The 22,063-nt window shown below is 35.8% G+C and carries 17 protein-coding genes; 9 read left to right on the top strand and 8 right to left on the bottom strand.

The genetic code is table 11. The annotated features are described in order from the left end of the window. Positions 1–9 precede the first annotated feature (9 nt). Positions 10–1,518, top strand: coding sequence for a glutamate--tRNA ligase (gene gltX / locus WEEVI_RS04540; RefSeq protein ID WP_013597986.1), 1,509 nt, complete (start codon positions 10–12; stop codon positions 1,516–1,518). 137 nt (positions 1,519–1,655) lie between these two features. Here the strand turns inward: gltX and WEEVI_RS04535 are convergent, their stop codons facing one another. Then, positions 1,656–2,966, bottom strand: coding sequence for an OmpA family protein (locus WEEVI_RS04535; RefSeq protein ID WP_013597985.1), 1,311 nt, complete (start codon positions 2,964–2,966; stop codon positions 1,656–1,658). A gap of 210 nt (positions 2,967–3,176) precedes the next feature. Between WEEVI_RS04535 and WEEVI_RS04530 the strand changes: the two genes are divergently transcribed. Together WEEVI_RS04530 and WEEVI_RS04525 are read left to right on the top strand one after the other, a co-directional pair. Then, the gene (locus WEEVI_RS04530) at positions 3,177–4,112 is read left to right on the top strand and encodes a ribose-phosphate pyrophosphokinase (RefSeq protein WP_013597984.1); all 936 of its coding nucleotides are present in this window, start codon (positions 3,177–3,179) and stop codon (positions 4,110–4,112) included. A 39-nt stretch (positions 4,113–4,151) separates the two neighbouring features. Further along, positions 4,152–4,772: a 50S ribosomal protein L25/general stress protein Ctc gene (locus tag WEEVI_RS04525; RefSeq protein ID WP_013597983.1), complete on the top strand. Its 621-nt coding sequence runs from the start codon at positions 4,152–4,154 to the stop codon at positions 4,770–4,772. A gap of 215 nt (positions 4,773–4,987) precedes the next feature. Here the strand turns inward: WEEVI_RS04525 and WEEVI_RS04520 are convergent, their stop codons facing one another. After that, positions 4,988–5,281 carry a F0F1 ATP synthase subunit delta/epsilon gene (locus tag WEEVI_RS04520; protein WP_013597982.1) on the bottom strand — a complete coding sequence of 98 codons (294 nt, stop codon included), beginning with the start codon at positions 5,279–5,281 and terminating at the stop codon, positions 4,988–4,990. Between the two features lie 78 nt (positions 5,282–5,359). Continuing rightward, the gene (gene atpD, locus WEEVI_RS04515; protein ID WP_013597981.1) at positions 5,360–6,868 is read right to left on the bottom strand and encodes a F0F1 ATP synthase subunit beta; all 1,509 of its coding nucleotides are present in this window, start codon (positions 6,866–6,868) and stop codon (positions 5,360–5,362) included. A 506-nt stretch (positions 6,869–7,374) separates the two neighbouring features. On the opposite strand from atpD, the gene WEEVI_RS04510 reads away from it, so the two are divergent. Then, entirely contained in the window at positions 7,375–8,301 is a 927-nt protein-coding gene (locus WEEVI_RS04510) for a bifunctional riboflavin kinase/FAD synthetase (RefSeq protein WP_013597980.1), read from the top strand. Positions 8,302–8,365: 64 nt separating this feature from the next. Here the strand turns inward: WEEVI_RS04510 and WEEVI_RS04505 are convergent, their stop codons facing one another. Next, on the bottom strand, positions 8,366–8,740 hold the full coding sequence (locus WEEVI_RS04505; protein ID WP_013597979.1) for a hypothetical protein: 375 nt from the start codon (positions 8,738–8,740) through the stop codon (positions 8,366–8,368). A gap of 11 nt (positions 8,741–8,751) precedes the next feature. Continuing rightward, positions 8,752–8,964, bottom strand: a complete 213-nt coding sequence (locus WEEVI_RS04500) for a hypothetical protein (RefSeq protein WP_013597978.1) — start codon at positions 8,962–8,964, stop codon at positions 8,752–8,754. Positions 8,965–9,735: 771 nt separating this feature from the next. Between WEEVI_RS04500 and WEEVI_RS04490 the strand changes: the two genes are divergently transcribed. Beyond that, positions 9,736–10,743, top strand: a complete 1,008-nt coding sequence (locus tag WEEVI_RS04490) for a TQO small subunit DoxD (RefSeq protein ID WP_013597976.1) — start codon at positions 9,736–9,738, stop codon at positions 10,741–10,743. Positions 10,744–10,850: 107 nt separating this feature from the next. Here the strand turns inward: WEEVI_RS04490 and WEEVI_RS04485 are convergent, their stop codons facing one another. Then, positions 10,851–12,323: a potassium/proton antiporter gene (locus WEEVI_RS04485; protein ID WP_041942075.1), complete on the bottom strand. Its 1,473-nt coding sequence runs from the start codon at positions 12,321–12,323 to the stop codon at positions 10,851–10,853. A gap of 136 nt (positions 12,324–12,459) precedes the next feature. Here WEEVI_RS04485 and WEEVI_RS04480 point away from each other — a divergent pair, with 136 nt between their 5' ends. Then, positions 12,460–12,666 (top strand): hypothetical protein, encoded by a 207-nt coding sequence (locus tag WEEVI_RS04480; protein WP_126414869.1) that lies wholly within the window; start codon positions 12,460–12,462, stop codon positions 12,664–12,666. Positions 12,667–12,733: 67 nt separating this feature from the next. On the opposite strand, the gene WEEVI_RS04475 is transcribed toward WEEVI_RS04480, so the two are convergent. Continuing rightward, a complete protein-coding gene (locus WEEVI_RS04475) occupies positions 12,734–13,288 on the bottom strand; it encodes a hypothetical protein (protein WP_013597974.1) in 555 nt (184 codons plus the stop codon). Between the two features lie 89 nt (positions 13,289–13,377). Further along, positions 13,378–13,650, bottom strand: coding sequence for a hypothetical protein (locus WEEVI_RS04470; protein ID WP_013597973.1), 273 nt, complete (start codon positions 13,648–13,650; stop codon positions 13,378–13,380). A 405-nt stretch (positions 13,651–14,055) separates the two neighbouring features. Here WEEVI_RS04470 and WEEVI_RS04465 point away from each other — a divergent pair, with 405 nt between their 5' ends. Genes WEEVI_RS04465 through WEEVI_RS04455 form a run of 3 tightly spaced genes read left to right on the top strand, consistent with a single transcriptional unit; the run spans position 14,056 to position 22,061 of the window. After that, positions 14,056–15,591, top strand: a complete 1,536-nt coding sequence (locus tag WEEVI_RS04465; RefSeq protein ID WP_013597972.1) for a T9SS type A sorting domain-containing protein — start codon at positions 14,056–14,058, stop codon at positions 15,589–15,591. Then, positions 15,588–18,539, top strand: coding sequence for a hypothetical protein (locus WEEVI_RS04460; RefSeq protein ID WP_013597971.1), 2,952 nt, complete (start codon positions 15,588–15,590; stop codon positions 18,537–18,539). The genes WEEVI_RS04465 and WEEVI_RS04460 overlap by 4 nt, the downstream gene beginning before the upstream one ends. A 12-nt stretch (positions 18,540–18,551) precedes the next feature. Beyond that, positions 18,552–22,061: a DUF6443 domain-containing protein gene (locus WEEVI_RS04455; RefSeq protein WP_013597970.1), complete on the top strand. Its 3,510-nt coding sequence runs from the start codon at positions 18,552–18,554 to the stop codon at positions 22,059–22,061. The last annotated feature ends 2 nt before the right edge of the window (positions 22,062–22,063 follow it).

Here is a 22,063-nt window from a genome sequence, read left to right as displayed (position 1 = left end):
TAGTAAATTATGACAAAAGAAGTTCGTGTTCGTTTTGCACCAAGTCCGACCGGGCCTTTGCATATCGGAGGGGTAAGAACCGCCTTATTTAATTATTTATTTGCCAAGCATCATCAAGGTAAATTTATTTTACGAATAGAAGATACTGATCAAGCACGATTTGTAGAAGGTGCAGAAGAATACATAATCGAATCCTTGAAATGGTTGAATTTATTACCGGATGAAGGTGTTGGTTTTGGGGGTGAATATGGTCCTTATATTCAATCCGAACGAAAAGAAATTTATACCCAATATATCCATGAACTTTTGGCAAATGGAAAAGCCTATTATGCATTCGATACGGCCGAAGAATTAGATGCTTTGCGTGCAAAAGGAGAAGAATCAAAGTCACCTTTTATATACAATTGGTCTACCCGAGATAAATTGAATAACTCTCTTGGATTGAGCGAAGAGGAATTGAAAGAAAAATTAGCGACAGGTGAACCGTACACCGTTCGATTCAAGATAGAGCCTCATGAGAATATTCTATTGGATGATATGATCCGTGGTAAAATCCATATCGCCTCATCGACACTTGATGACAAGGTTTTGTACAAATCTGATGGAATGCCAACATACCATTTAGCCAATATAGTAGATGATCATCTGATGAAAATTACACACGTAATACGTGGTGAGGAATGGTTGCCATCGATGGCTTTGCACCAATTGCTGTACAAAGCTTTTGGTTGGGAAACACCTCGTTTTGCACATTTACCCTTGATTTTGAAGCCAGAAGGTAAAGGAAAGTTGAGCAAGCGCGATGGAGATAAACATGGATTTCCGGTTTTTCCGCTAGAGTGGAAAACAACCGAGGGTGTTGCAAAAGGCTATCGAGAAGAAGGTTATTTGCCCGAGGCTGTTGTTAATATGTTGGCTTTGTTGGGTTGGAATCCTGGGACTGATCAAGAGATTTTTTCTCTTGAAGAATTAGTAAGTCTTTTTACGCTAGAAAAAGTATCAAAATCAGGAGCAAGATTTTCGCCAGATAAAACGGTTTGGTTTAATCATCAATACATTCAGCAAAAATCTGCTGAAGAGTTATTGCCAATGTTCGATGCTGTATTAGCAAAACATTCTTTTTCGGTTACCGATGAGTTGAAAATAAAAGTAATTAATTTGCTGAAAAACCGTGCAAATTTTGTTCATGAAATTGTAGAGCAAGGATTGTTCTTTTTCAAAACCCCTACTAGTTATGATGAAAAAGCATTGAAAAAAGCTTGGAAAGAGGATTCGAAATCGATTTTAGAAAGTTTTAAAAATGTTTTACAAAGCACCAATTTTGATGAAACTTCTTTGCATGCGGCGATGCAGGATTTTGTGAGTACTCAAGAAATAGGTTTTGGTAAAATTGGAATGCCATTGCGTTTGGCATTGGTTGGTGCACTACAAGGGCCTGATGTGCCGGTGATTATGGAAGTGCTAGGTAAAGACGAAACTCTAGCTAGAATAGAGAATCTTCTTCGGTTCACGGCATAATAGTCTGTCGATAGCAGAAAGAAATATAATAGAAAGAGTGCTTGTAAAAAGGCACTCTTTTTTATTTGATAAGTAAGTAGAACAAAAAAAACCACATCAAATTGATGTGGTTTTTTTATTGAGGTTATTCTAAAAAATTACTTTTTAATTTTAAAGATTACGCGTCTTGCTAATTGATGAGCAGAAACAGTTGAGTTTTGGAAAGATTTATCTTCACCCATTGCTACAACGTTTAAGTTATTTGCATTGGCACCTTGTTGTACCAAGATACGTTTAACGTTTTCTGCACGTCTTTGCGATAAGTTTTTATTGAATCCGTCAGATCCTACAGGGTCTGCATATCCGATTACGTCCATTTGTACGTTTGGATTGCGTTTCAAGTATTCTGATACGAATTTGATTCCTCCTACAGAAGCTTCGTATGGTTGATCTACGTTATAGTCAAAATAAACATTGATAATACCAGAATTGATCAATTGTTCTAACAAATCAGAGTCTGCCAATACGGTTGTTGTATTGCTACCTTGGTTATTTTTGATGTATTCTTCGATGTCATCTGGAATACCGTTACCGTTATGGTCAATTGTGCGTCCTCTTGTATCTACTACAGCACCTGGTGCAGAGTTTGGTTCTAGATCTAAGTAATCTGCAACACCATCCCCATCGCTATCTTTCAACATTTCTTCGATTGCAGAAACGCGGTTAGCTAATAAAGAAGTATCGTCGGCTACCCAGTCAGCGTGGATATCATTTTTACCTAAGTAGAATGTAAGACCTAAGGTCGCATTCCATAGTGTTCCATCAAAACCTCTTCTTGCGTGTGCATCAGATGATTGACCATCCCATGCAGTGTTTTGACGAATAGTTTTGGTATAAGATAAATCTCCTGTAAGCACAACACGGTTAGATAATTTCATCTGAGGAGTTAACCCAAAAGATACAAGACCCATTTCGTCTTGATCATCTAATAAACCAGAAGTGTCTCCTTTTGTAGCATCGTTGTTCATGAAACCGTAACCAACACCTGCATGACCCAATAGTCCGAAAGTATTTGTCCAAGTCTCAAAATTCATTATTCTACCTAAGTTTGCAACACCAGATAAGTCTACACGGTAAAAATTAGAACGGAAGCGTTTTGAGTTTTTACCTTCTTTTAGACGGTCGTATCCACCAGATAATTTCAAACCAAACTTAGGGTTGAACATATAGCGAATACCAAAGTTTGCATTGTAAAAACTTGGGGTTTCATTAAAATAGCCATCAGTAAAAGGCGTTGTTGCTTTGTTAGCCCCTCCTTGGAACTCGATAGACCATTTGTTATAATTCAATGGGTTGTTAAAATTATTTACTCCTTCCTCAACAACATAAACAGAGTTATTATCCTCTTGAGCATATGAAGTTGTAAACAATCCAAAGAGTAGTGTTAATGATAAAACTACTTTTTTCATAGATTTCGTATTTATATTATTAATTAATTATTTATGCAAATTTACTAATGTGTTTTGAAGCATTATAATTGAGAGTGTTAAAAAAAACAACATTTTTCTTAATGCTTTTGTAAATATTGCAAAGGTTGTGCCAAAATAATTATCAAAATAAATTGGTAAGGAAAAATCCTTTAAAGTAAATTTGCATAGAAAAAAACAAACGAAACAAAAATGGAACAATCAGCATTTCTTTTTACCACTCGTGGATCGCAACATTTAGCCGTGCGCATTGCAGAATATTATGGGCAAGAATTAGGAAAACTAAAAGTTGTTGAATTTAGTGACGGTGAATATCAACCAGCATTCGAACAATCGATTCGTGGAGCTCGCGTATTCTTAATTGGTTCAACTTTTCAGCCGAGTGATAATTTGATGGAGTTATTATTAATGTGTGATGCTGCAAAAAGAGCTTCGGCCAAAAACATTACTGTAGTAATACCCTATTACGGATATGCGCGACAAGATAGAAAAGATGCACCTCGTGTACCTATTGGAGCAAAATTAGTGGCGAAAATGTTACAGGCTGCCGGTGCGACACGTGTGATGACGATGGATTTGCACGCAGATCAAATTCAAGGTTTTTTCGAGATACCCGTAGATCACTTATATGCATCAACCTTATTTGTAGATTACATAAGTGGGCTGAATTTGGATAATCTCACGATCGCATCTCCGGATATGGGAGGAGCAAAAAGAGCGCAGAATTATGCAAAACACTTCAATGCAGATATTGTAATTTGCCACAAAGAGCGTAAAGTTGCTAACCAAGTAGAAAATATGATGCTGATAGGAGATGTAGTAGGGAAGAATGTAGTTTTAGTGGATGATATGATAGACACAGCAGGAACACTCTGCAAAGCTGCTGATTTAATAATGGAAAAAGGAGCCCTATCTGTCCGAGCGATTGCAACGCATCCTGTTTTATCTGGGCAAGCGTATGAGCGTCTGAATAACTCTCAATTGGCAGAAATTGCCGTAACCGATTCGATTCCATTAAAAAATAATTCTGTATCTAAAATAAAAGTGTTATCTTGCGCACCGCTTTTTGCCGATGTGATGCACATGGTACATAGCAATAAATCAATTAGTTCTAAATTTATAATCTAATTGATTCGATAAAGAAACTTTAATTATTTATTATATATTATGAAATCAATTACAATCCAAGGTGTAAAAAGAGAAAGCGTAGGTAAAGTTGCTACTCGTGCCTTACGTAATGCTGAACAAGTACCTTGTGTTGTTTATGGAGGTCAGGAAACAATTCACTTTGCTGCTGATGAAAAAGCATTCAAAGGCTTGGTTTATACCCCAGAAGCACACACTGTAAATGTTGAGCTCAATGACGGAACTAAAGTACATGCCATTTTGCAAGACATTCAGTTTCACCCAGTAACTGACCGTATCTTGCATGCTGATTTTTACCAATTAAAAGACGACAAAGAAATTACTATCGAAGTTCCTGTACGTTTGGTAGGTCGTGCGCGTGGTGTTGTTGCGGGTGGTGTTTTACGCTTCAATATGCGTAAACTGAAAGTAAGAGCTATCCCAGCAAATTTACCAGACGAAGTTGTTATTGATATTACATCAATGCGAATCGGTGCTAAGAAATATGTAGAATCATTGAAAAACGATAAATACACATTTGCACACCCAGATAATTCAGTAGTTGTAGCAATCAGAACTTCTCGTAATGCAGTTGCAGATGACGATGAAGATGAGGAAGAAGGGGCTACTGATGCACCTAAAGAAGAAGGAGCAGAAGGATAAGATTTTTCGTTTCTATTATCATAAAACCACTTTACTTTTGTTAAAGTGGTTTTTTTGTATAGATGAGGATTCTGAGTATTTTAGGTGTATACATTTGCGAAACTAAAAGCATATCCAATCGATTATATTTTTATGTAAGAGGCGTGGGTGGATAAAAAAACACCGACTAAATATCTTTTAGTCGGTGTTTTTTGTTAGATAAATTAACAAGGGTTTTAGCTTGCTAATACAGAGATAAAGTTGTTATTCATCTCTAGGATTCCTCCTTTGATATCGAACAAATACGTATGTTGATCTGCAGGAGAATTGTATACTTTCCCCGAAGCATTGTCAAAATCTTTAAACGTATCCGAATGTACTTTTATTTTTATAGTTCCTTCACCTAGAGTAGCAACAATAGGAGCGTGGTCTTTCATGATCTGGAATTCACCATCTTTCCCTGGTACAGTAACCACATCTACTTCAGCATCAAAAACCACATATTCTGGAGTGACTATTTGTAAACGCATATATTCTTTTTTTTATAAAGAGTACTTAGTCTTGAACAACGTAAGTACTCTTCATTCTATTTGTTCGTGTTATCTTAGTTATTTAGCTTCTGCTAACATTTTCTCACCTGCTTCGATTGCTTCTTCGATTGTACCGCGTAGGTTGAAGGCAGCTTCTGGATATTGGTCAACTTCACCATCCAAAATCATGTTGAATCCTTTAATGGTATCTTTGATATCTACCAACACACCAGGGATACCAGTAAATTGCTCAGCCACGTGGAACGGTTGAGATAAGAAACGTTGGATACGACGTGCACGGTGAACTACCAACTTATCTTCTTCTGATAATTCTTCCATCCCCAAGATCGCGATAATGTCTTGCAGAGCATTGTATCGTTGTAAGATTTCTTTTACACGTTGTGCAGTATCGTAATGTTCTTTTCCTACGATTTCTGGTGTAAGAATACGTGAGGTAGAATTTAGTGGATCTACAGCAGGGTAAATACCTAATGAAGCAATCTTACGGTCTAATACTGTGGTTGCGTCTAAGTGTGCGAATGTGGTAGCTGGAGCTGGGTCAGTTAAGTCATCCGCAGGTACATACACAGCTTGTACAGAGGTAATAGATCCGTTTTTGGTCGATGTAATTCGTTCTTGCATAGCACCCATTTCTGTTGCCAGGGTAGGTTGGTATCCTACTGCAGAAGGCATACGTCCTAATAGAGCTGAAACTTCTGATCCTGCTTGGGTAAAACGGAAAATGTTATCTACGAAGAACAATACGTCTCGTCCTGGTCCTTTACCATCACCATCACGGAAATATTCTGCCAAGGTTAACCCTGTTAAAGCTACACGAGCACGTGCTCCAGGAGGTTCGTTCATCTGCCCGAAAACGAAAGTTGCTTTCGAGTCCTTCATTACTTCTTTGTCTACTTTGTCTAAATCCCATCCGCCTTCTTCCATAGAATGCATAAAATCATCACCATAGCGAATAATTCCTGACTCTAACATCTCGCGCAATAAGTCATTCCCTTCACGGGTACGCTCACCTACACCCGCAAATACAGATAAACCACCATGTCCTTTTGCGATATTGTTAATCAACTCTTGAATCAAAACGGTTTTCCCTACACCTGCACCACCGAATAAACCAATTTTACCACCTTTTGCATAAGGTTCGATAAGGTCTATTACTTTGATTCCCGTAAATAATACTTCGGTAGAAGTAGAGAGGTCTTCGAATTTTGGAGCCGGACGGTGAATAGGCAATCCGTTGTCTTTGTCAAGATTTCCTAAACCATCGATAGCATCACCCACTACATTAAACACTCGACCATTGATTGATTCACCAATCGGTACCATGATGGGTTTACCTAAAGCGACAACTTCTTGTCCGCGTTGTAATCCGTCTGAACTGTCCATTGCGATACAACGTACGGTATCTTCACCAATGTGTTGCTCAACTTCTAAGATAAGCGCTTCTTTTCCATCACGAGGAACTTCTAACGCATCGAAAATTTTTGGAAGGTCTTCTGCGTTATCAAAAATAACGTCGATAACAGGTCCAATCACCTGTGAAATTTTACCTTTTTGTTGATTTGCCATTATCTCGAATGATTTAGTTTTAAATATTTGGGTGCAAAGGTAATGTATATCAATCGATTTTACAGCACGCTTTACAAGATTTTTCTCATAAATAAGCTAGAGTGCTCTACTAAACTTCTTTTTTTGCTCTTTTTCGACTCTGTTACTCATCATTGACTGAAGTTTTTTCTGATAATTGGCATAGTTTTCTTCAATTTTTCTTGGTTATTTGTTTGAATCACATCAATCGTTAGGAGTATACTTCCTAAGAGTTTTCCTCTAAAAGTTCTATATCGATCAGGTGAAGCGTTTTTTGTACTCTATTTCTGTATGCTTGTGCGTTAATGAAATCTCCCTAATAAGTGTAGAAGTGAAATTATACCCAACATCTTTTAATCTCACTCTTTAAAATATTTCAGACTTTTTTTGTTGTATTTAAATTATCAATAATATGCACCATATATATCCAAATTATTTTTCATTTTGCCAAAAAGGTTTAAACAGCTTACATTTGTAAAAACAATAAATTGAAAGTTTTCTCTTCCATAGAAGCCTGCCAAAACATCCAAAATCCCGTGCTCACTTTGGGCATGTACGATGGGGTACATAAGGGGCATCAAAAAATTATACAGCAGTTGAACACCATTGCAAAAGAAGTAAACGGTGAAAGTGTGTTGATGTCTTTTGATCCACATCCTCGGTTGGTTTTACAACCCGATTTTGATTTGGAACTAATTTCCACTCTCAGCGAGAAAAAAGAAATATTAGCTCAGAACGATTTGCATAACTTTGTTATACAGTCTTTTACACGTGAGTTTTCGCAAGTAAGTGCGAGAGATTTTGTGGTGGATTACCTCATTGGTAAAATAAATGTTCACACCTTGGTGATAGGATATGATCATCATTTTGGCAAAAACCGTGAAGGAAATTTTGAGCAATTGACAGAACTTTCTAAAGAATACGGTTTTAATGTGGTTCGGATTAACGAGATTTGTGAAGGCGAAACTCCTATCAGTTCAACCAAAATTAGAAAGGCTCTAAAAACGGGAGATATCGAATACGCTAATAACGCTTTGGGGTATAACTTTACCCTTACTGGCGAGGTTATCCATGGTGATAAATTGGGGCGAACTCTCGGTTTTCCTACGGCCAACCTGAAGTTGCCGGCTTATAAGTTGGTTCCCAAGACGGGCGTCTACGTTGTGCATGTGCAGATAGAAGGGAAATTGCATTTGGGCTTGCTCAGCATCGGTTACCGTGAGACAGTAACGGATAATAGTGAATTGCGTGTTGAAGTAAATATTCTTGATTTTGAAGGCGATTTGTACGGCAAGATTTTAAGTGTAGAAATAATGGGTTTTATTCGTAACGAAAAGAAGTTCAATTCCTTAGAAGAGCTTACAGAGGCCATGAATCACGATAAAGAGTATGCGATAAATAATTTTTCGGTCTAATTTGTATTCTACCAAAAACTACGTCTAATAGTAAGCAATCTGTTACTTTTTTTGATACAATTTGTTAGTTTGTAATTTTGATGGGATGATTGAAAAATTTTAGAAATATAAGAGATCCAATAAGGTATAATACTATATCGATCGGGTCTTTTGTGAAGCCTTTATTCCAAATCGGAAAAATAAATTCAGTCAAAATACTGACGATTATCCAAACTAAAATTATATATTTTTTTGGTAGGATATGTTGATCATCAAACCCAAAAAGCAAACGTCTTTCCCATAAAAGAGCATGAAGAAGCATCGGCATTAGTAATATTGGGTCGAGATAATTATCAAGAAAAGGAAGCTTTATTTGCAACAGTTTTTGACTGATTTGATGAACAGTAAAAACCAAAATGGTGGTAATAAACCATGGTCGAAAAATCTGTCGCCACCTCATTTTCTAAGAAATCAGAAAGTAATCAGGAAAATAAGCGAAAAAATCAAGAAAAATACCGGTGATAGAATAATCGCTAGGATCGCTAGAGGCACACGCCATAGGAGTTGGAGGAGTTCGTAATCTTCGTTTTCTTTGTTTTTGGTCGCCCATCTATAAATATCGATGTAATAATCTTTGAATACTTGCTTCAGTTGTTTGAAATAGCTTTGGTTTTGTTTTTTCATCCTTCTTTTATCGCGTATTGTACAAAGATACAGTAAAGTAAATAAATGGTTCTTTGGTGGGAGCATGAAAGATGACGTTCTTTTTATTAAGTTAAAGGGTAGCAATAGAGGAGGTAGTGAAGACCAGGTCTAATGGTTTACGATCTATGTATTAGACGCTCGTTTGAACATTAGCCCGCAGACAGAACAAGTACTCCAACCTCGTTTTTTCTACAATCACTAGACAGTAGCTGTATCATTTCTTGATTATTATTTCTTGGTTTTATTTAATAAGGATACAGAAAAAACTGTTTTAAGGTAAGTTTAACATAGGGCCAATTAAAAAACTGTATCTTTGTAGCGATGTTGAAAAAAGAGAACCATAGCAAGAACTTCAGACTCATTCTGTTAATGTGGTTTGTTTTGTTTTCGTTAAGTCCCTGTATCGTTAAGGGGGCGTTGTTCCATTCAGTAAATACCGACTATACCAAACCCCTCAACAAGTCCAAGGCAACTACTTCAGTAGGCAGTTGTTCGTATTCGCAAAATGAATATCAACAAATTTTAGTTGTAAAAGAGACGAAGATCTACAAACTAATCGAGCCGATTGATATCGTAGATAAACCATTTTTCACGATACTTCCTACCAAGGTTTACAGTTATCATTCAGATACATCTTCTGGCAAGAGTCCGCCAAAATATATCTTATATAAACGATTGAAAATTGATTTAGCGTAAATTTTCTCACGCTATCACCATTATTTTTCACGTTTAATTAAAATATAAAATTCAATGAAACATCACATTGGCAGTGTATTTAGCAATGCCGGACTTTTTACGTTGCCGCTACGTTGGGTAATCGGCTGGACATATTTTTCTGCTTTTTGGCGAAGATTAATTCTAGACAATAAGCTTATTCCGGAAGAGGCGGGCTATATAGGCGAAAAATTCAATCACTTTCTTCCCAATGCTTTGTTTATCAAACCACTTATAGAATATTTGGTTTCAAACCCTGATGCATTACAAATTTCGATGATTACTTTTACAATCGTCGAAGCCGTTGTCGGTTTATTTATTATTCTCGGTTTATTTACAAGGCTTATGAGTATTGGTATATTCTTTTTGGCAATGGGAATTCTTTTGGGTTCGGGCTGGATAGGTACTACATGTTTAGATGAGTGGCAAATCGGTGTGTTGGGGGTGGCAAGTGGATTTGTCTTGTTCCTCACAGGCAGCAGCACTTATTCTTTAGACAATTACCTGAAGAATAAACCCTATCCGTTTACCGAAAAAAAATGGTTTGCTTTTTTAGGTTCGGGCGAACTTCCGATCAAAAATCTAGCTCCAAAAGTTCTGGTAATGTCGCTCATCATTTTGGGATTAACTTTGTTTACCAACCAATATTTTCATGGAGGGGTTTTGGGTACACTTCATAACAAATCCGTAAAACCTAAAGTAGAAATTTCAAATATTCAGCATAACGGCTCGCAACTTACTTTTCAATTATTCAGGGTAGAGGGTGCAGATGTTTACGGTTCGTTTTTGATTGGTATACAGGTTTTAGACGAAAATAATCAGGTTGTTAAATCCATTGGGCAAGAAGAATTGGCGAGTTTCCCGAAAGAAAAAATCAATAATCATTACGTAGCAAAAATCAAATCGGGAAAACATAGTCTAATTATACCGCTTGGTGCAAAAGCCGATATAACAATAGATTTGGAGGAGATTACACCCCAAAATAATTATACTTTGAAACTGATAGACATTAGCGGAATTGAGTGGATTGCCGAAATTAGATAACAGATTTGTAGGACAAAGAAAAAGCTATCGGCGTTGGCTGATAGCTTTTTGTTTTTGTTGTGTATGATTAATGAAAAATCTTCTTTTTTCGGAGTGTTGATGTTTTTTTATGTGGTGATTGGCATTTGCAGTTTTTTCTCGACATTTGTAAAATCTTCTTGGCTATCGGCAAGAACCATTAAAACATCATTTGCTTCTATTTCTGTTGAACCGACTGGTCGAATATACTTTCCATTTCTTTTTATCATTATTATGAATGCCGATTTAGGGAAGTGTAAATCAACTATTCTCTTATTTACTGCATGAAAATCAGGCGTAATTTCGAATTCTTGTAAAGAAGATTTAGGTAGCTCTAAGATGAGTTTATCTGTTTCGTTCATCGACTTATTCTCTTCTGGCAATGCAACGTTTAGCCATTTGGCAACTACAGATATGGTTGTGCCCTGAATAATTACAGAGGTAACTGAAATAAAAAACACGATATTGAAAATCATATTTGCTTTGTCTATCCCTGCCAAAAGTGGATAGGTAGCAAATACAATGGGAACTGCACCCCGCAAACCAACCCAAGAAATGTAAAGTCTTCTTCTTAGTTTCATCTTAAAGAACATCAGACTAACAAAAACACTAAAAGGTCTTGAAACAACGATTAGGAATAGAGAAATAAGTAAACCAATGCCAAAATATGGTATTACTTGAGATGGAGTTACCAATAAACCTAAGGTCAAGAACAGAGCTATTTGCATAAGCCATGCTTGTCCATCAAAAAACTTTAGGATGGTTTTTTTGTGGATAAGGTCTTGATTGCCTAGGTAAACAGAACAAATATATATGGCAAGAAAGCCATTTCCGCCAACAAAGTCGGTTGCAGAAAAAGTAATGAACGTAAGGGCGATAACTAAAACTGGATAAAGCCCTTCGAAGTCTAATTTTAAGTTGTTGATGATTAATTTACTCAATTTTCCAAAGCCAAAACCTGCAATACCGCCCAATATCATTTGCTGGAAAAAGAGTGGAATGATAGAATATATATTTTGGTCTTGATTGATAACTAACGTCAAAAATGCAATAGTCAAAACATAAGCCATTGGATCGTTACTACCACTCTCTAGCTCTAATGTCGGACGCAAGTTGGTTCTTAATGCAAGGCTTTTTGAGCGTAGAATAGAGAATACTGCTGCAGCATCGGTCGATGAAACAATAGAACCCAAGAGCATACTTTCATAAATAGTAAAGTCGGTAACATACCAAACAAATGTTCCAAGGGAGAGGGCTGTTAACAAAACACCAAAAGTTGACAAAACAAGTCCTTCTTTTAGGACAGGTTTCACCGAATCCCAGTTTGTGTCTAGACCACCAGAAAACAAAATGAAATTTAATGAAATTACACCAATAAATTGAGCTATTTGTGGGTTGTCGAAGTAAATGCCGCCAATACCGTCTGACCCCGCCAACATGCCTATTGCCAAAAAAAGTAATAAAGTCGGAACACCAAATTTGTAAGAAGTTTTACCTACTATGATACTTATGAAAAGCAATATAGAGCCAACTAATAGTATATTTTCGACTGTTAAATTCATTCTTTTTTCTAATATCAGTTTGCGCAAATATACTTTTTATGGTTGGATTATTCGTTCTGTAAAGCAAAAAAATTGCTCGTTTCTATGATTATTTTTTCGGGATTTGGTACGTTTTTCGGCTAAATATGTGAGTTTTTTGATAAAAAAAGAAGAAAAAAGAGTTATTGGAGAGGAAATTAGTATAGAACTTCAATTTGGTATTAAACCCAGTTTTTATAAAAAAAATTATTATTTTTTTCTTCTTGATAACGAACAAATATTCCCTAAAGCTGTAAATATTGCAGGTGCAAAAATAGCGAGTGCTTTTACCTCAGATCCATTATTCTATACGCTTAGTTTGTAATTCGTAATACAACTAATTTTTGTTTCTTCGAAACGATAAGGTTGGGCAAAAAAAGTTCGCTTGTAAATTATTCCCAATTAACTTTTAAGTCCCTAAATTCTAAATTACTTCTAAATTCTTTTCTAGATTCTTGAAGCGTACTAGTTACTTGAAATCGAAACAACTTTAAATAATCAGGTTCGTTTTCTATATCGTTAAAAGAAAAATTAAGTTTTAAAGGAATATTCACTGCAAGTTTTGGAAAAGGACTGCTTGATTTAAATAAATTAACTTTATATTCATTGCCCTCTAAATCAATTATCGAAAGATCATTAACGAAAAGCTGTTTGTTTGCATCTTTAGATTCAACAAGAAAAGTAATTTCAATAGTCTTTTTTGCTCTATTGCCTTTGACTTTAATTATTTTATAAAGATTATTAGCCTCATTTTGCTCGAGAATAGCTTTGTTTATAGCTAAAGTTTTTTTCAAAGAAATATTTTCAGTTCTAATAGCATCAATATCTTGCTGAATTGTTTTAATAGTAGATTTAATCTCTTGAATCTCCTTTTTTAATTCTTCATTTGTCTGTGCAAACGATTGATTGGTAATGAATAAGAAAAATAAAAGTAAAAAGTATTTCATGTTTTTTTAACAAAGATACTGTTTAGTGTCAGATTTAGAAAGTCTAAAATTTTAGGATACAGTCTCTGATTTAGTCCGAGTGTATTTTTTTAAATCATTGATGTTTCGTATATACTATAGAGAATACCAGACTCTAAATCGTGATGTAATTTTTCATCTTCTCCAAAGATTAGATATTTTAGTTGATTTTTCAAATATTCTAATTGATTAAAATTATGATTGTTTTCCATAATAATTATACATTGAATTATAGTTAATAAATTTTCAAGACCTATTCTAGTTATGGAATTAACGTCAATTTCGAAAGTTTGACAATCAACATCAAACTTCAAAGTTTCTTCAATGAAATCATCCTTTGCCATACAAGTCTTACTTCAAAATTCAAAAAATTACTTTGTAAAATCAATATAAGTGTTTGTTTATAAGCTAATTAAATTTAAAAAAGACTAAATAATACATTGATTGTTTTTTTAGAAAAGCAAACAACTCTATAATAAAATGTCGGAACAGAATTTTAGCACTGTGTTGTGGTAAAGTGCGGATATCAAAATGAAAAGCCACAATCCATCTGCGAGAAACAAAATGAATTGTGGCGATTGTGAAATGAATTTTTGAAATCGGCAAAGGAAATTTGAAAAATAATGGATGTATTGTCTAATACTATAAGCTACACAGTGTTAAATACAAGTAAATAAATAAGCTTACACCTTTTTATTTAAGAAAAACTTAATAAGTTTAACACAAATTAACACTATAATCTATCATTGATGAAAAGAATATTTCTACTTCTTTTCTCTGTTGGTACGTTTTTGCAAGCACAAGAGTATGCATATGATGCTGTTCTTTGGCAAAAAAGTATAGGCGGAGAACATGCTGAATATTTATACCACGCCCTTGCTACACCCGATTATGGCTTTTTGTTATTGGGCAGTTCAGTTTCGGATGCTACAGGTCAAAAAAACAAAGCCAATCAAGGGAAGTTAGATTATTTTATATGGAAAATCGATGAAGCTGGCAAACAAGAGTGGCAACAATCTTTTGGTGGAGATGAAAATGACTTTTTGACCGCTGGCGCTCTTACAAAAGACGGTGGTTATATTTTGGGTGGATATTCAGAATCTTCCGAAAGTGGTGATAAAACAACCAAATCTTTTGGTTTAGCCGATTATTGGGTCTTGAAATTGGATGCTGCTGGTAACATTCAATGGCAGAAAACCATTGGTGGTTATGGGAATGATGAATTGATTTCGATTATTCAAACCCAAGACGGTGGATATCTGTTGGCAGGAAACTCTGATTCACCAAAATCAGACTTAAAATCCGAAAATAGTTTTGGAGGTAAAGATTATTGGATCGTAAAATTAGACCCAAAAGGGGAGATAATTTGGGATAAAACCCTTGGTGGAGAATACACTGAAGAAGTAAAAGCGATCTATGAAACCAAAGATGGATTTGTTTTGTTTGGACAGACCAATTCACCCGAAAATGAAAAATTCAACGATTTTGATTGGGAGGTTATACTGTTAAGCAAAACAGGTGAACTGCAAGCCGCGATGCGTTATGGCAATGAAAACGATGATATTTTGAATTCGGTTTATTTTGATAAGGAGAATGAAATTTTTTTTCTAGCAGGTGTTTCACAAAATCAAAACCAACGAAAACTCAGCATCATTAGTTTAGATACCCATCTGAATCAGTTGAAAGAAACATCGACCGAAATCGATTCGCATCAGATTATCAACAGCTTACTGATGACCAAGCAAGGTGACTATTTGTTGGCAGGAAGTAATTTGGGTTATACCAAAACTAAAAATGGCGAGCAAAAACCAAGCAGTGCATACAACAGTTTTATATTGAACCAATACGGCGAAGAGAAATGGACAAAAACCTTGAAAAGTGATGGCTTTGATTATTTGCAAATTGCCATTGAAACCCGTGATGGTTCGGTGGTGTTGATTGGTAATTCGGATGCATCCAACTCGGCTGATAAAGAAATTGCCAGCAATGGACAACAAGACTTTTGGATGGTGAAATTGGGCAATAAGCAGACACAAGAAGAAACCGATAGAACGTATATAGAAGCTTATCCGAATCCAACGCGCGATTATGTAAACATTTTAATCAACCAAGAATTTGAAAAAGCAAGCGGAAAAGTCATCAACCTGAACGGTCAGCAATTGCAAGAATTTACAATTCATTACCGCACCACACCTGTTGATTTACGTCACTATCCTTCAGGTGTTTACATCATTCAACTGCAAATCGATAATCAAATTGAGTCAATAAATATATTAAAAAAATGAAGAAGTTATTAAGTTTATTTTTATTATTTACAATAATGAGTTTTTTACAGGCTCAATTTAATCAAGAAATAAAACAAGATTTTAAACCAGAAATATCTCAATTCTCAAGATCAGCAGAAGTTTCTGCTTTTTCTAAGTATGTGGATATTCCTGCCACAACTCATACAGGGGTAATGAATATTTCAATCCCTATCTATAGTTTCGATTTTGATGGTCAACAATTTCCTATATCACTTGAATACAATACTTCGGGAATAAAACTAGACGAAATAGCATCGAGAGTAGGTTTAGGTTGGGTATTGAATATTGGTGGCATTTCGTTGTCGAAGCAAGTAATTGGTAGTCCTGATAGACCTCAAAGTCAAAAAGAAGATATGAGTTCTGGATTTGATTTTAATGGGTATGGAACAGTAGGAAGTGATACAGAAAAAGCGTTATATGCAATTGGTGATTTTTTAGGTGAATATCCTAATGACTTTTTACCTGATATATACAACTATTCGTTACTAAAAAATACAGGACAATTTATTTTTGATATAAAAAAGAAAGAGGCTTTAAAAATCCCTTCATCAAACGTTAAAATTAAAAAAATTAAAACACCCCATGGTTTTTTTGATGTCGTTATGAATGATGATAAAGGAAATGAATATTATTTTTCGTTAATACAATCGAGATATAATGTAAACACATGTACAAATCATGTAAATATTCTTAATAATTATCCATCAGAAGAATATATTATTAAATATATTAAATCTTCGAATAATATTAAAATAGAGTTTGAATATTTAGAATTAGCAAATCCCTTAAAATATGCAACTTCTATAGAGATCAAAGAATTTCTATCAGCTGAAAATAATAGTTTGAGGATTCCTCTTTTAAACTATCAATGCACAAATTATATGGTTGTAGGAGGAGGTGTAGTCCAACAAGATAAAATCCTTAGTAAAGTAAAGTTTAACAATTCAGAATTAGAAATCGTTTATGGAGTTGATACACGAAAAGATGTTGTAAATGATAAATATATAAAATCGTTAATAATTAGAAGTAATGGAAAACAAATAAAAAAATTTGAGCTTGACTTAGCTGGTACGGAAGGTTATTTTGTGTCTGAAGATGATTATAATCCTAAAATTGATTATATGAAAGGGGCTAACTACCGTTTAAAATTAAACGGAATTGAAGAAGTGATGAGTGGAGAAAAATATCTTTTTGAATACTATGAAGGAAATTTACCACCTCGTCTTACTCATAAAAAAGATTTTTGGGGCGTATATAATGGTAGGTTTGGGATATTTCCAAAAGTTTACTTTGATGATTTAAAAACAGGAAGAAGTCAATTATATAACTCTAATGCTGATTTGAGCTCTGATTTAACATTCGGAAAAATAGGTAATTTAAAAAAAGTAACCTACCCAACTGGTGGTTCACAAGAATTATTTTATGAAAACGATGACTTTTTTGTTCCTAGCGGTTTTAGCGATTTTTATAATTCATTAGGATTATTAATAGAAGATGGAGTAGGAAAAACTGGAAGCATAAGAGTAGCAAAAGTCATATTAAATGATAGTAATAATAATGGTGTAGAAAAACGTTTTACTTATATAAATCCTAATACAGGAAAAACAAGTGGTATAAATTACGGAACTTTCAATCTAACCTCTATAAAAACAGATGTTATTTTAAATACAAGAGATTATGCGGCTGTAACAAATAAGAGATACAATTATTTAACTAATAATGCAGGTTGGCAATTAGCAACTGTTAATGGGAAAGCTATTGGGTATAGTCATGTTCAAGAATACGTTTCAAATTTTTTAGATAGTACAGAAAATCACAAAATAGAGTATGAGTATTTTCATGACGAAGAACCTAGTCAATATGATTGGACTAGCTATAATCCAAATTCATTGGTTAATATGTCGTATCCATTATTTGAACCAGAGCGAGGATTGCTAAAAACAAAAAGGTATTATAACCAAAGAAATGATATTATTAAAGAGGAGTTTTATGAATATAATTTCGACCCTTTTTTTAATAATGAATCTTCAATTATCAATAATAAAAATATGGTTTATAATGGGATTGAACTTACAAGAAAAAATGTTCAATGCGCTGTTAGTTGTTTTCATGAATTCGATTGGATTTCTTTTCCAATTAAAACATTCTGGATTCAAAATATTAAAACTACTATTAAAGACTATTTACAAAATGGACAAGTTGTTACAACATTAGAAAATAATTATTCACCAACATATAAACATTTATACCCAACCAATACAATCACCACCAACTCCAAAGGCGAAACCCTTATGACGGAATACCAATACCCACCAGACTTAGCTACAGGAGGTAACACGGTTTGGGACAAGATGGTAGAGCGTAATATGATTGGTATGCCTGTGAGAACCAAAACATCAAATGATGGAACAGTACTATCAGAACAACGGACGGTTTACAATAACTTTGGAGAGCTTATTTTACCCCAATTCGTATATGCCAAAAAAGGAGAAATGGGACAAACCGAAGCAGTAGCCGATCGCAAAATCACCTACAACAGTTACGATGCCCAAGGCAATCTCACGCAATATACCATGGAAAACGGTATACCTGTATCCATCATTTGGGGATATAATGGACAATACCCTATCGCTAAGATAGAAGGCAAAGCGTACTCTTCTATAAGCTCCCATGCAGAGGTGCTCATAGCAGCAAGCAATTCTATATCTGGATTGAATGTTAATTCGTTCAATGCTCTAAGAAGTTCATTTCCTGATGCTCTGATTACAGGGTATATATATCAGCCATTGGTCGGAGTAACCATGATTGTACAACCCAATGGCCAAGTTGAAAAATACGCTTATGATGCAGCAGGTCGCTTAAAAGAGATCAGAAATCATGACAACGAAATCCTGAAAACTTTCGAATACAATTATGCACAACCTTAAACCTAAAACAAGATGAAAAATAACACCAGACTTTTTTTATTTGTAGTAGGTTTAGGACTTAGTACAACCACCTATGCTCAAAGTACCACCGAAAACTTTGTGAAAAGCACCGAATGTTTAGACAAGAATTGCACCGCCAAAAAAGAAGCTGTCACTTACTATGATGGTTTGGGTCGCGAAAAACTGAGCATCGTAAAAGGTGCTGGTAGTAGTGCCACAGGAGGTTTAGCCACCAAAATTACCTACGATGGTTTTGGGCGTGTGGACAAAGAATATCTACCCGGTGTAGTCCCTAATCTTTCTATAGCAGAACCTGATTACAGTGCCTATCCTGACCCTCTGGTCTATTCGCAAAAAGAATATGAAAACTCTGCCCTGAATAGAGTTTTGAAACAAGCTGCGCCAGGTGGTACATGGCAATTGGGCAACGGCAAAGAAATCGAATTTGCTTACCAAACCAATACAGCGAGTGAGGTGCTGAAATTTGGTGTTAGCAATCCTACCACAACACCAACCCTTACCCTGAGTGGTAAATATGCTGCTAATCAACTTTATAAAACGGTGACCACCGATGAGAACGGGCAACCCATCCAAGAGTTCAAAGACAAAGAAGGAAAAGTACTGCTCAAACGCATCCATATTGTCAGTACAGGGAGCAATAATTCTAACGGAAATCACGATACTTATTATGTCTATGATGTGTATGGGAATCTGACTTTTGTATTGCCTCCTGTATTGATAAAAAATGCCAACAATAGCAGCACAGCATCTTCGTACATCAACCGATTGAATGAATTAGGTTATCAATACAAATACGATGACAAAAACCGTTTGGTCGAGAAAAAACTACCAGGTAAAGGATGGGAGTATATGGTCTATGACAACCAAGACCGATTGGTGGGCACACAAGATGCCAATCAAAGAACCGAAGGGGTTTGGCTGTTTACCAAATACGATAAGTTTGGTAGAATTGCCGTTACGGGTAAGGCATGGGATCCAGGCACACGAACTGATGTTCAAAATTACATCAACCAATTAGGCAGCAACAACGTCTCAAGGGGGTCTGGATATCAACAAGATAATATTCAAATTTATTACAATACAGACGGTTTTGGAGCAAATAATCATGTTCTAAGCGTTCATTATTACGACGATTATCCGAGCTATCCTTTGGGTGTAAACACCACTGCCAATGTACAAGGGCATGCGTTGGCAAAGGGTACAAAACTCAAAGGATTACCAACTCTTACCGTGACCCGCAGTTTAGATACCTGGGAAAACAACACATGGAATTTTGAATATGCCTATATCCTGTACGATGCCCAATACCTCTATGTCGTTAAAAGCCACAAGGTAAACTATTTGGGCGGTCATACCATTGTCGAAAACCAATTAGATTTCAGAGGTAAACCACTCCAAACCATTACCAAACACAAACGAAAAAGCACAGATACCGAAATCACGGTCAAAGAAACCTTTAGCTACGATCATTTCGAACGATTGAAAAATCAGACCTATCAAGTAAACAACGGTAAGGTCGAAGTCATTGCGCAAAACACCTACAATGCGATTGGACAACTCAGCCAGAAAAAAGTGGGCAACAGTACATCAACGCCTTACCAAACAGTGGATTACACCTATAACATCAGAGGTTGGTTGACTGATATCAACAATGTACATGCCAGCCCTACTATGGAGACAGGCGGAAAACTCTTTGCTTTTCATATCAGCTATGACCAGCTCCGCTACAGCGCTGCACGTACTGAAACTGCACGCGCATTGTACAACGGTGACATTAGCCAAACTTTCTGGAAAACACCCGCTCAGTCTTTGCGAAGCTACGATTATCAGTACGATGGTCTTAACCGTTTGCTGAATGCAACTTTCTACAAAGGAACTTCCGCTACCCAGAAAAACTATTACGATGAACAATTAAGTTATGACCACAACGGTAACATCACCCAACTGAGCAGAAACGGAACGACCGAAACAGGCACGCCTGTCCTTATCGACCAGCTGAGTTATCACTATCAGCAACAGTCGAATAAACTGCTAAAAGTAAGTGACCACAGCAACCACAGCGAGGGATTTACCGATGGTACGAACGCTGGTGATGACTATACGTACGATGCAAACGGAAATTTAACACAAGATTTGAACAAAGGAATTTCCGAAATTAAATACAATTACCTAAATTTACCTACAGAAGTTATTTGGAATAGCAACAAAAGGATACATTACGCCTACGATGCAAACGGTGTAAAGCTAAGAAAAGTAGTAATAGATGGTAGCAAAGTAACCACCACAGATTATTTAGGTGGATTTCAATACAAAAACAATGATTTACAATTCTTCCCAACAGCGGAAGGGTATGTAAATGTGGTGACCAATAAAGTTAGTGGTGGCAGAAGTTATAATTATGTTTACAATTACACGGATCATTTGGGTAACGTAAGATTGAGTTATGCTTGGGATGACACCGAAAACAAATTAAAAATATTGGAAGAAAACCACTACTACCCTTTTGGGTTGAAACATAAAGGTTACCAACCGTTACAACAAATCATTGTAACTCCAGGTGAAGATATTGCAAGTAATAGAACAACTATTGAAGCAAAATTTGGCGATATAGGAATAGGAATTGATAATTCTATCTCAACGGGTTCGGCTACGTATAATTATAAATACAACGGCAAGGAGTTGCAGAATGAGTTTGACATCAACTTATACGATTACGGTGCCCGTAACTACGACCCAAGTATTGGGAGATGGATGAATGTTGACCCACTGGCGGAAGAATTTCCAGACTGGTCTCCATACAGTTACGGCTTTAATAATCCATTACGATTTACCGACCCTACGGGTATGGCTCCTGAGGATATTATCCTACGTGGAAAGAATAATTCGAGTGTAACCATTAAAACGGATTTAGTAGATATATCTGTAAATGCAGGTTCTGTTGTTGGAGATTTAGGAGGAAATTACACTTTACAGGGCGATGACGTATTGATAGCTGCCCTTGACATTGTGGGTATAGTTGACCCTACGGGAGTTGCCGACATTGCAGCTGCATCACTTGAAGCTAAAAACGGAAATTGGGGAAGTGCGTTATTAAGCGGTATGGGTGTTATCCCTTATGTTGGAGATATTGGAAAAGTAGGAAAAGTAGGAAAGCACCTCAAAACTATTGAGAAAGCTATTGACGGAGCAAAAGCTGTTAACGGTAATTCAAAAGCAAGTACAAAAGCCCAACACGTTTACGAAATCTTTGAAACAGGAACAGATAATGTTGTTAAAACAGGGATTAGTGGCGGAAAAGTATCCAAAGCAGATAAGTCTTATCGTGCTACCAGCCAAGTAAATAAAATGAACAAGGCAGAGGGGGCAGGAAAATATGACTCTCGTGTTGTTGAAAAAATACCAGCAGGACAGGGAGCAAGACAGAAAGCATTGGACGCTGAAAAAGCTAATGCGAATAAGAATAGAAGTACATTAAATCCTAATTATCACAAAAGACCTTAAAT

It is taken from the genome of Weeksella virosa DSM 16922 (assembly GCF_000189415.1).
Lineage (GTDB): Bacteria > Bacteroidota > Bacteroidia > Flavobacteriales > Weeksellaceae > Weeksella > Weeksella virosa.
The sequence above is the reverse complement of the archived record's forward strand: the minus strand, read 5'-3'. Positions and strand labels throughout refer to the sequence as shown.

Bases quoted from the DNA above. Each gene is read 5' to 3' on its own strand.
- WEEVI_RS04500 (WP_013597978.1), bottom strand. From the start codon at position 8,964: ATGAAAAAACAAAACCAAAGCTATTTCAAACAACTGAAGCAAGTATTC.
- WEEVI_RS04530 (WP_013597984.1), top strand. From the start codon at position 3,177: ATGGAACAATCAGCATTTCTTTTTACCACTCGTGGATCGCAACATTTA.
- WEEVI_RS04490 (WP_013597976.1), top strand. From the start codon at position 9,736: ATGAAACATCACATTGGCAGTGTATTTAGCAATGCCGGACTTTTTACG.
- WEEVI_RS04485 (WP_041942075.1), bottom strand. From the start codon at position 12,323: ATGAATTTAACAGTCGAAAATATACTATTAGTTGGCTCTATATTGCTT.
- gltX (WP_013597986.1), top strand. From the start codon at position 10: ATGACAAAAGAAGTTCGTGTTCGTTTTGCACCAAGTCCGACCGGGCCT.
- WEEVI_RS04535 (WP_013597985.1), bottom strand. From the start codon at position 2,966: ATGAAAAAAGTAGTTTTATCATTAACACTACTCTTTGGATTGTTTACA.
- atpD (WP_013597981.1), bottom strand. From the start codon at position 6,868: ATGGCAAATCAACAAAAAGGTAAAATTTCACAGGTGATTGGACCTGTT.
- WEEVI_RS04505 (WP_013597979.1), bottom strand. From the start codon at position 8,740: ATGAGGTGGCGACAGATTTTTCGACCATGGTTTATTACCACCATTTTG.
- WEEVI_RS04520 (WP_013597982.1), bottom strand. From the start codon at position 5,281: ATGCGTTTACAAATAGTCACTCCAGAATATGTGGTTTTTGATGCTGAA.
- WEEVI_RS04465 (WP_013597972.1), top strand. From the start codon at position 14,056: ATGAAAAGAATATTTCTACTTCTTTTCTCTGTTGGTACGTTTTTGCAA.
- WEEVI_RS04460 (WP_013597971.1), top strand. From the start codon at position 15,588: ATGAAGAAGTTATTAAGTTTATTTTTATTATTTACAATAATGAGTTTT.
- WEEVI_RS04470 (WP_013597973.1), bottom strand. From the start codon at position 13,650: ATGGCAAAGGATGATTTCATTGAAGAAACTTTGAAGTTTGATGTTGAT.
- WEEVI_RS04475 (WP_013597974.1), bottom strand. From the start codon at position 13,288: ATGAAATACTTTTTACTTTTATTTTTCTTATTCATTACCAATCAATCG.
- WEEVI_RS04525 (WP_013597983.1), top strand. From the start codon at position 4,152: ATGAAATCAATTACAATCCAAGGTGTAAAAAGAGAAAGCGTAGGTAAA.
- WEEVI_RS04455 (WP_013597970.1), top strand. From the start codon at position 18,552: ATGAAAAATAACACCAGACTTTTTTTATTTGTAGTAGGTTTAGGACTT.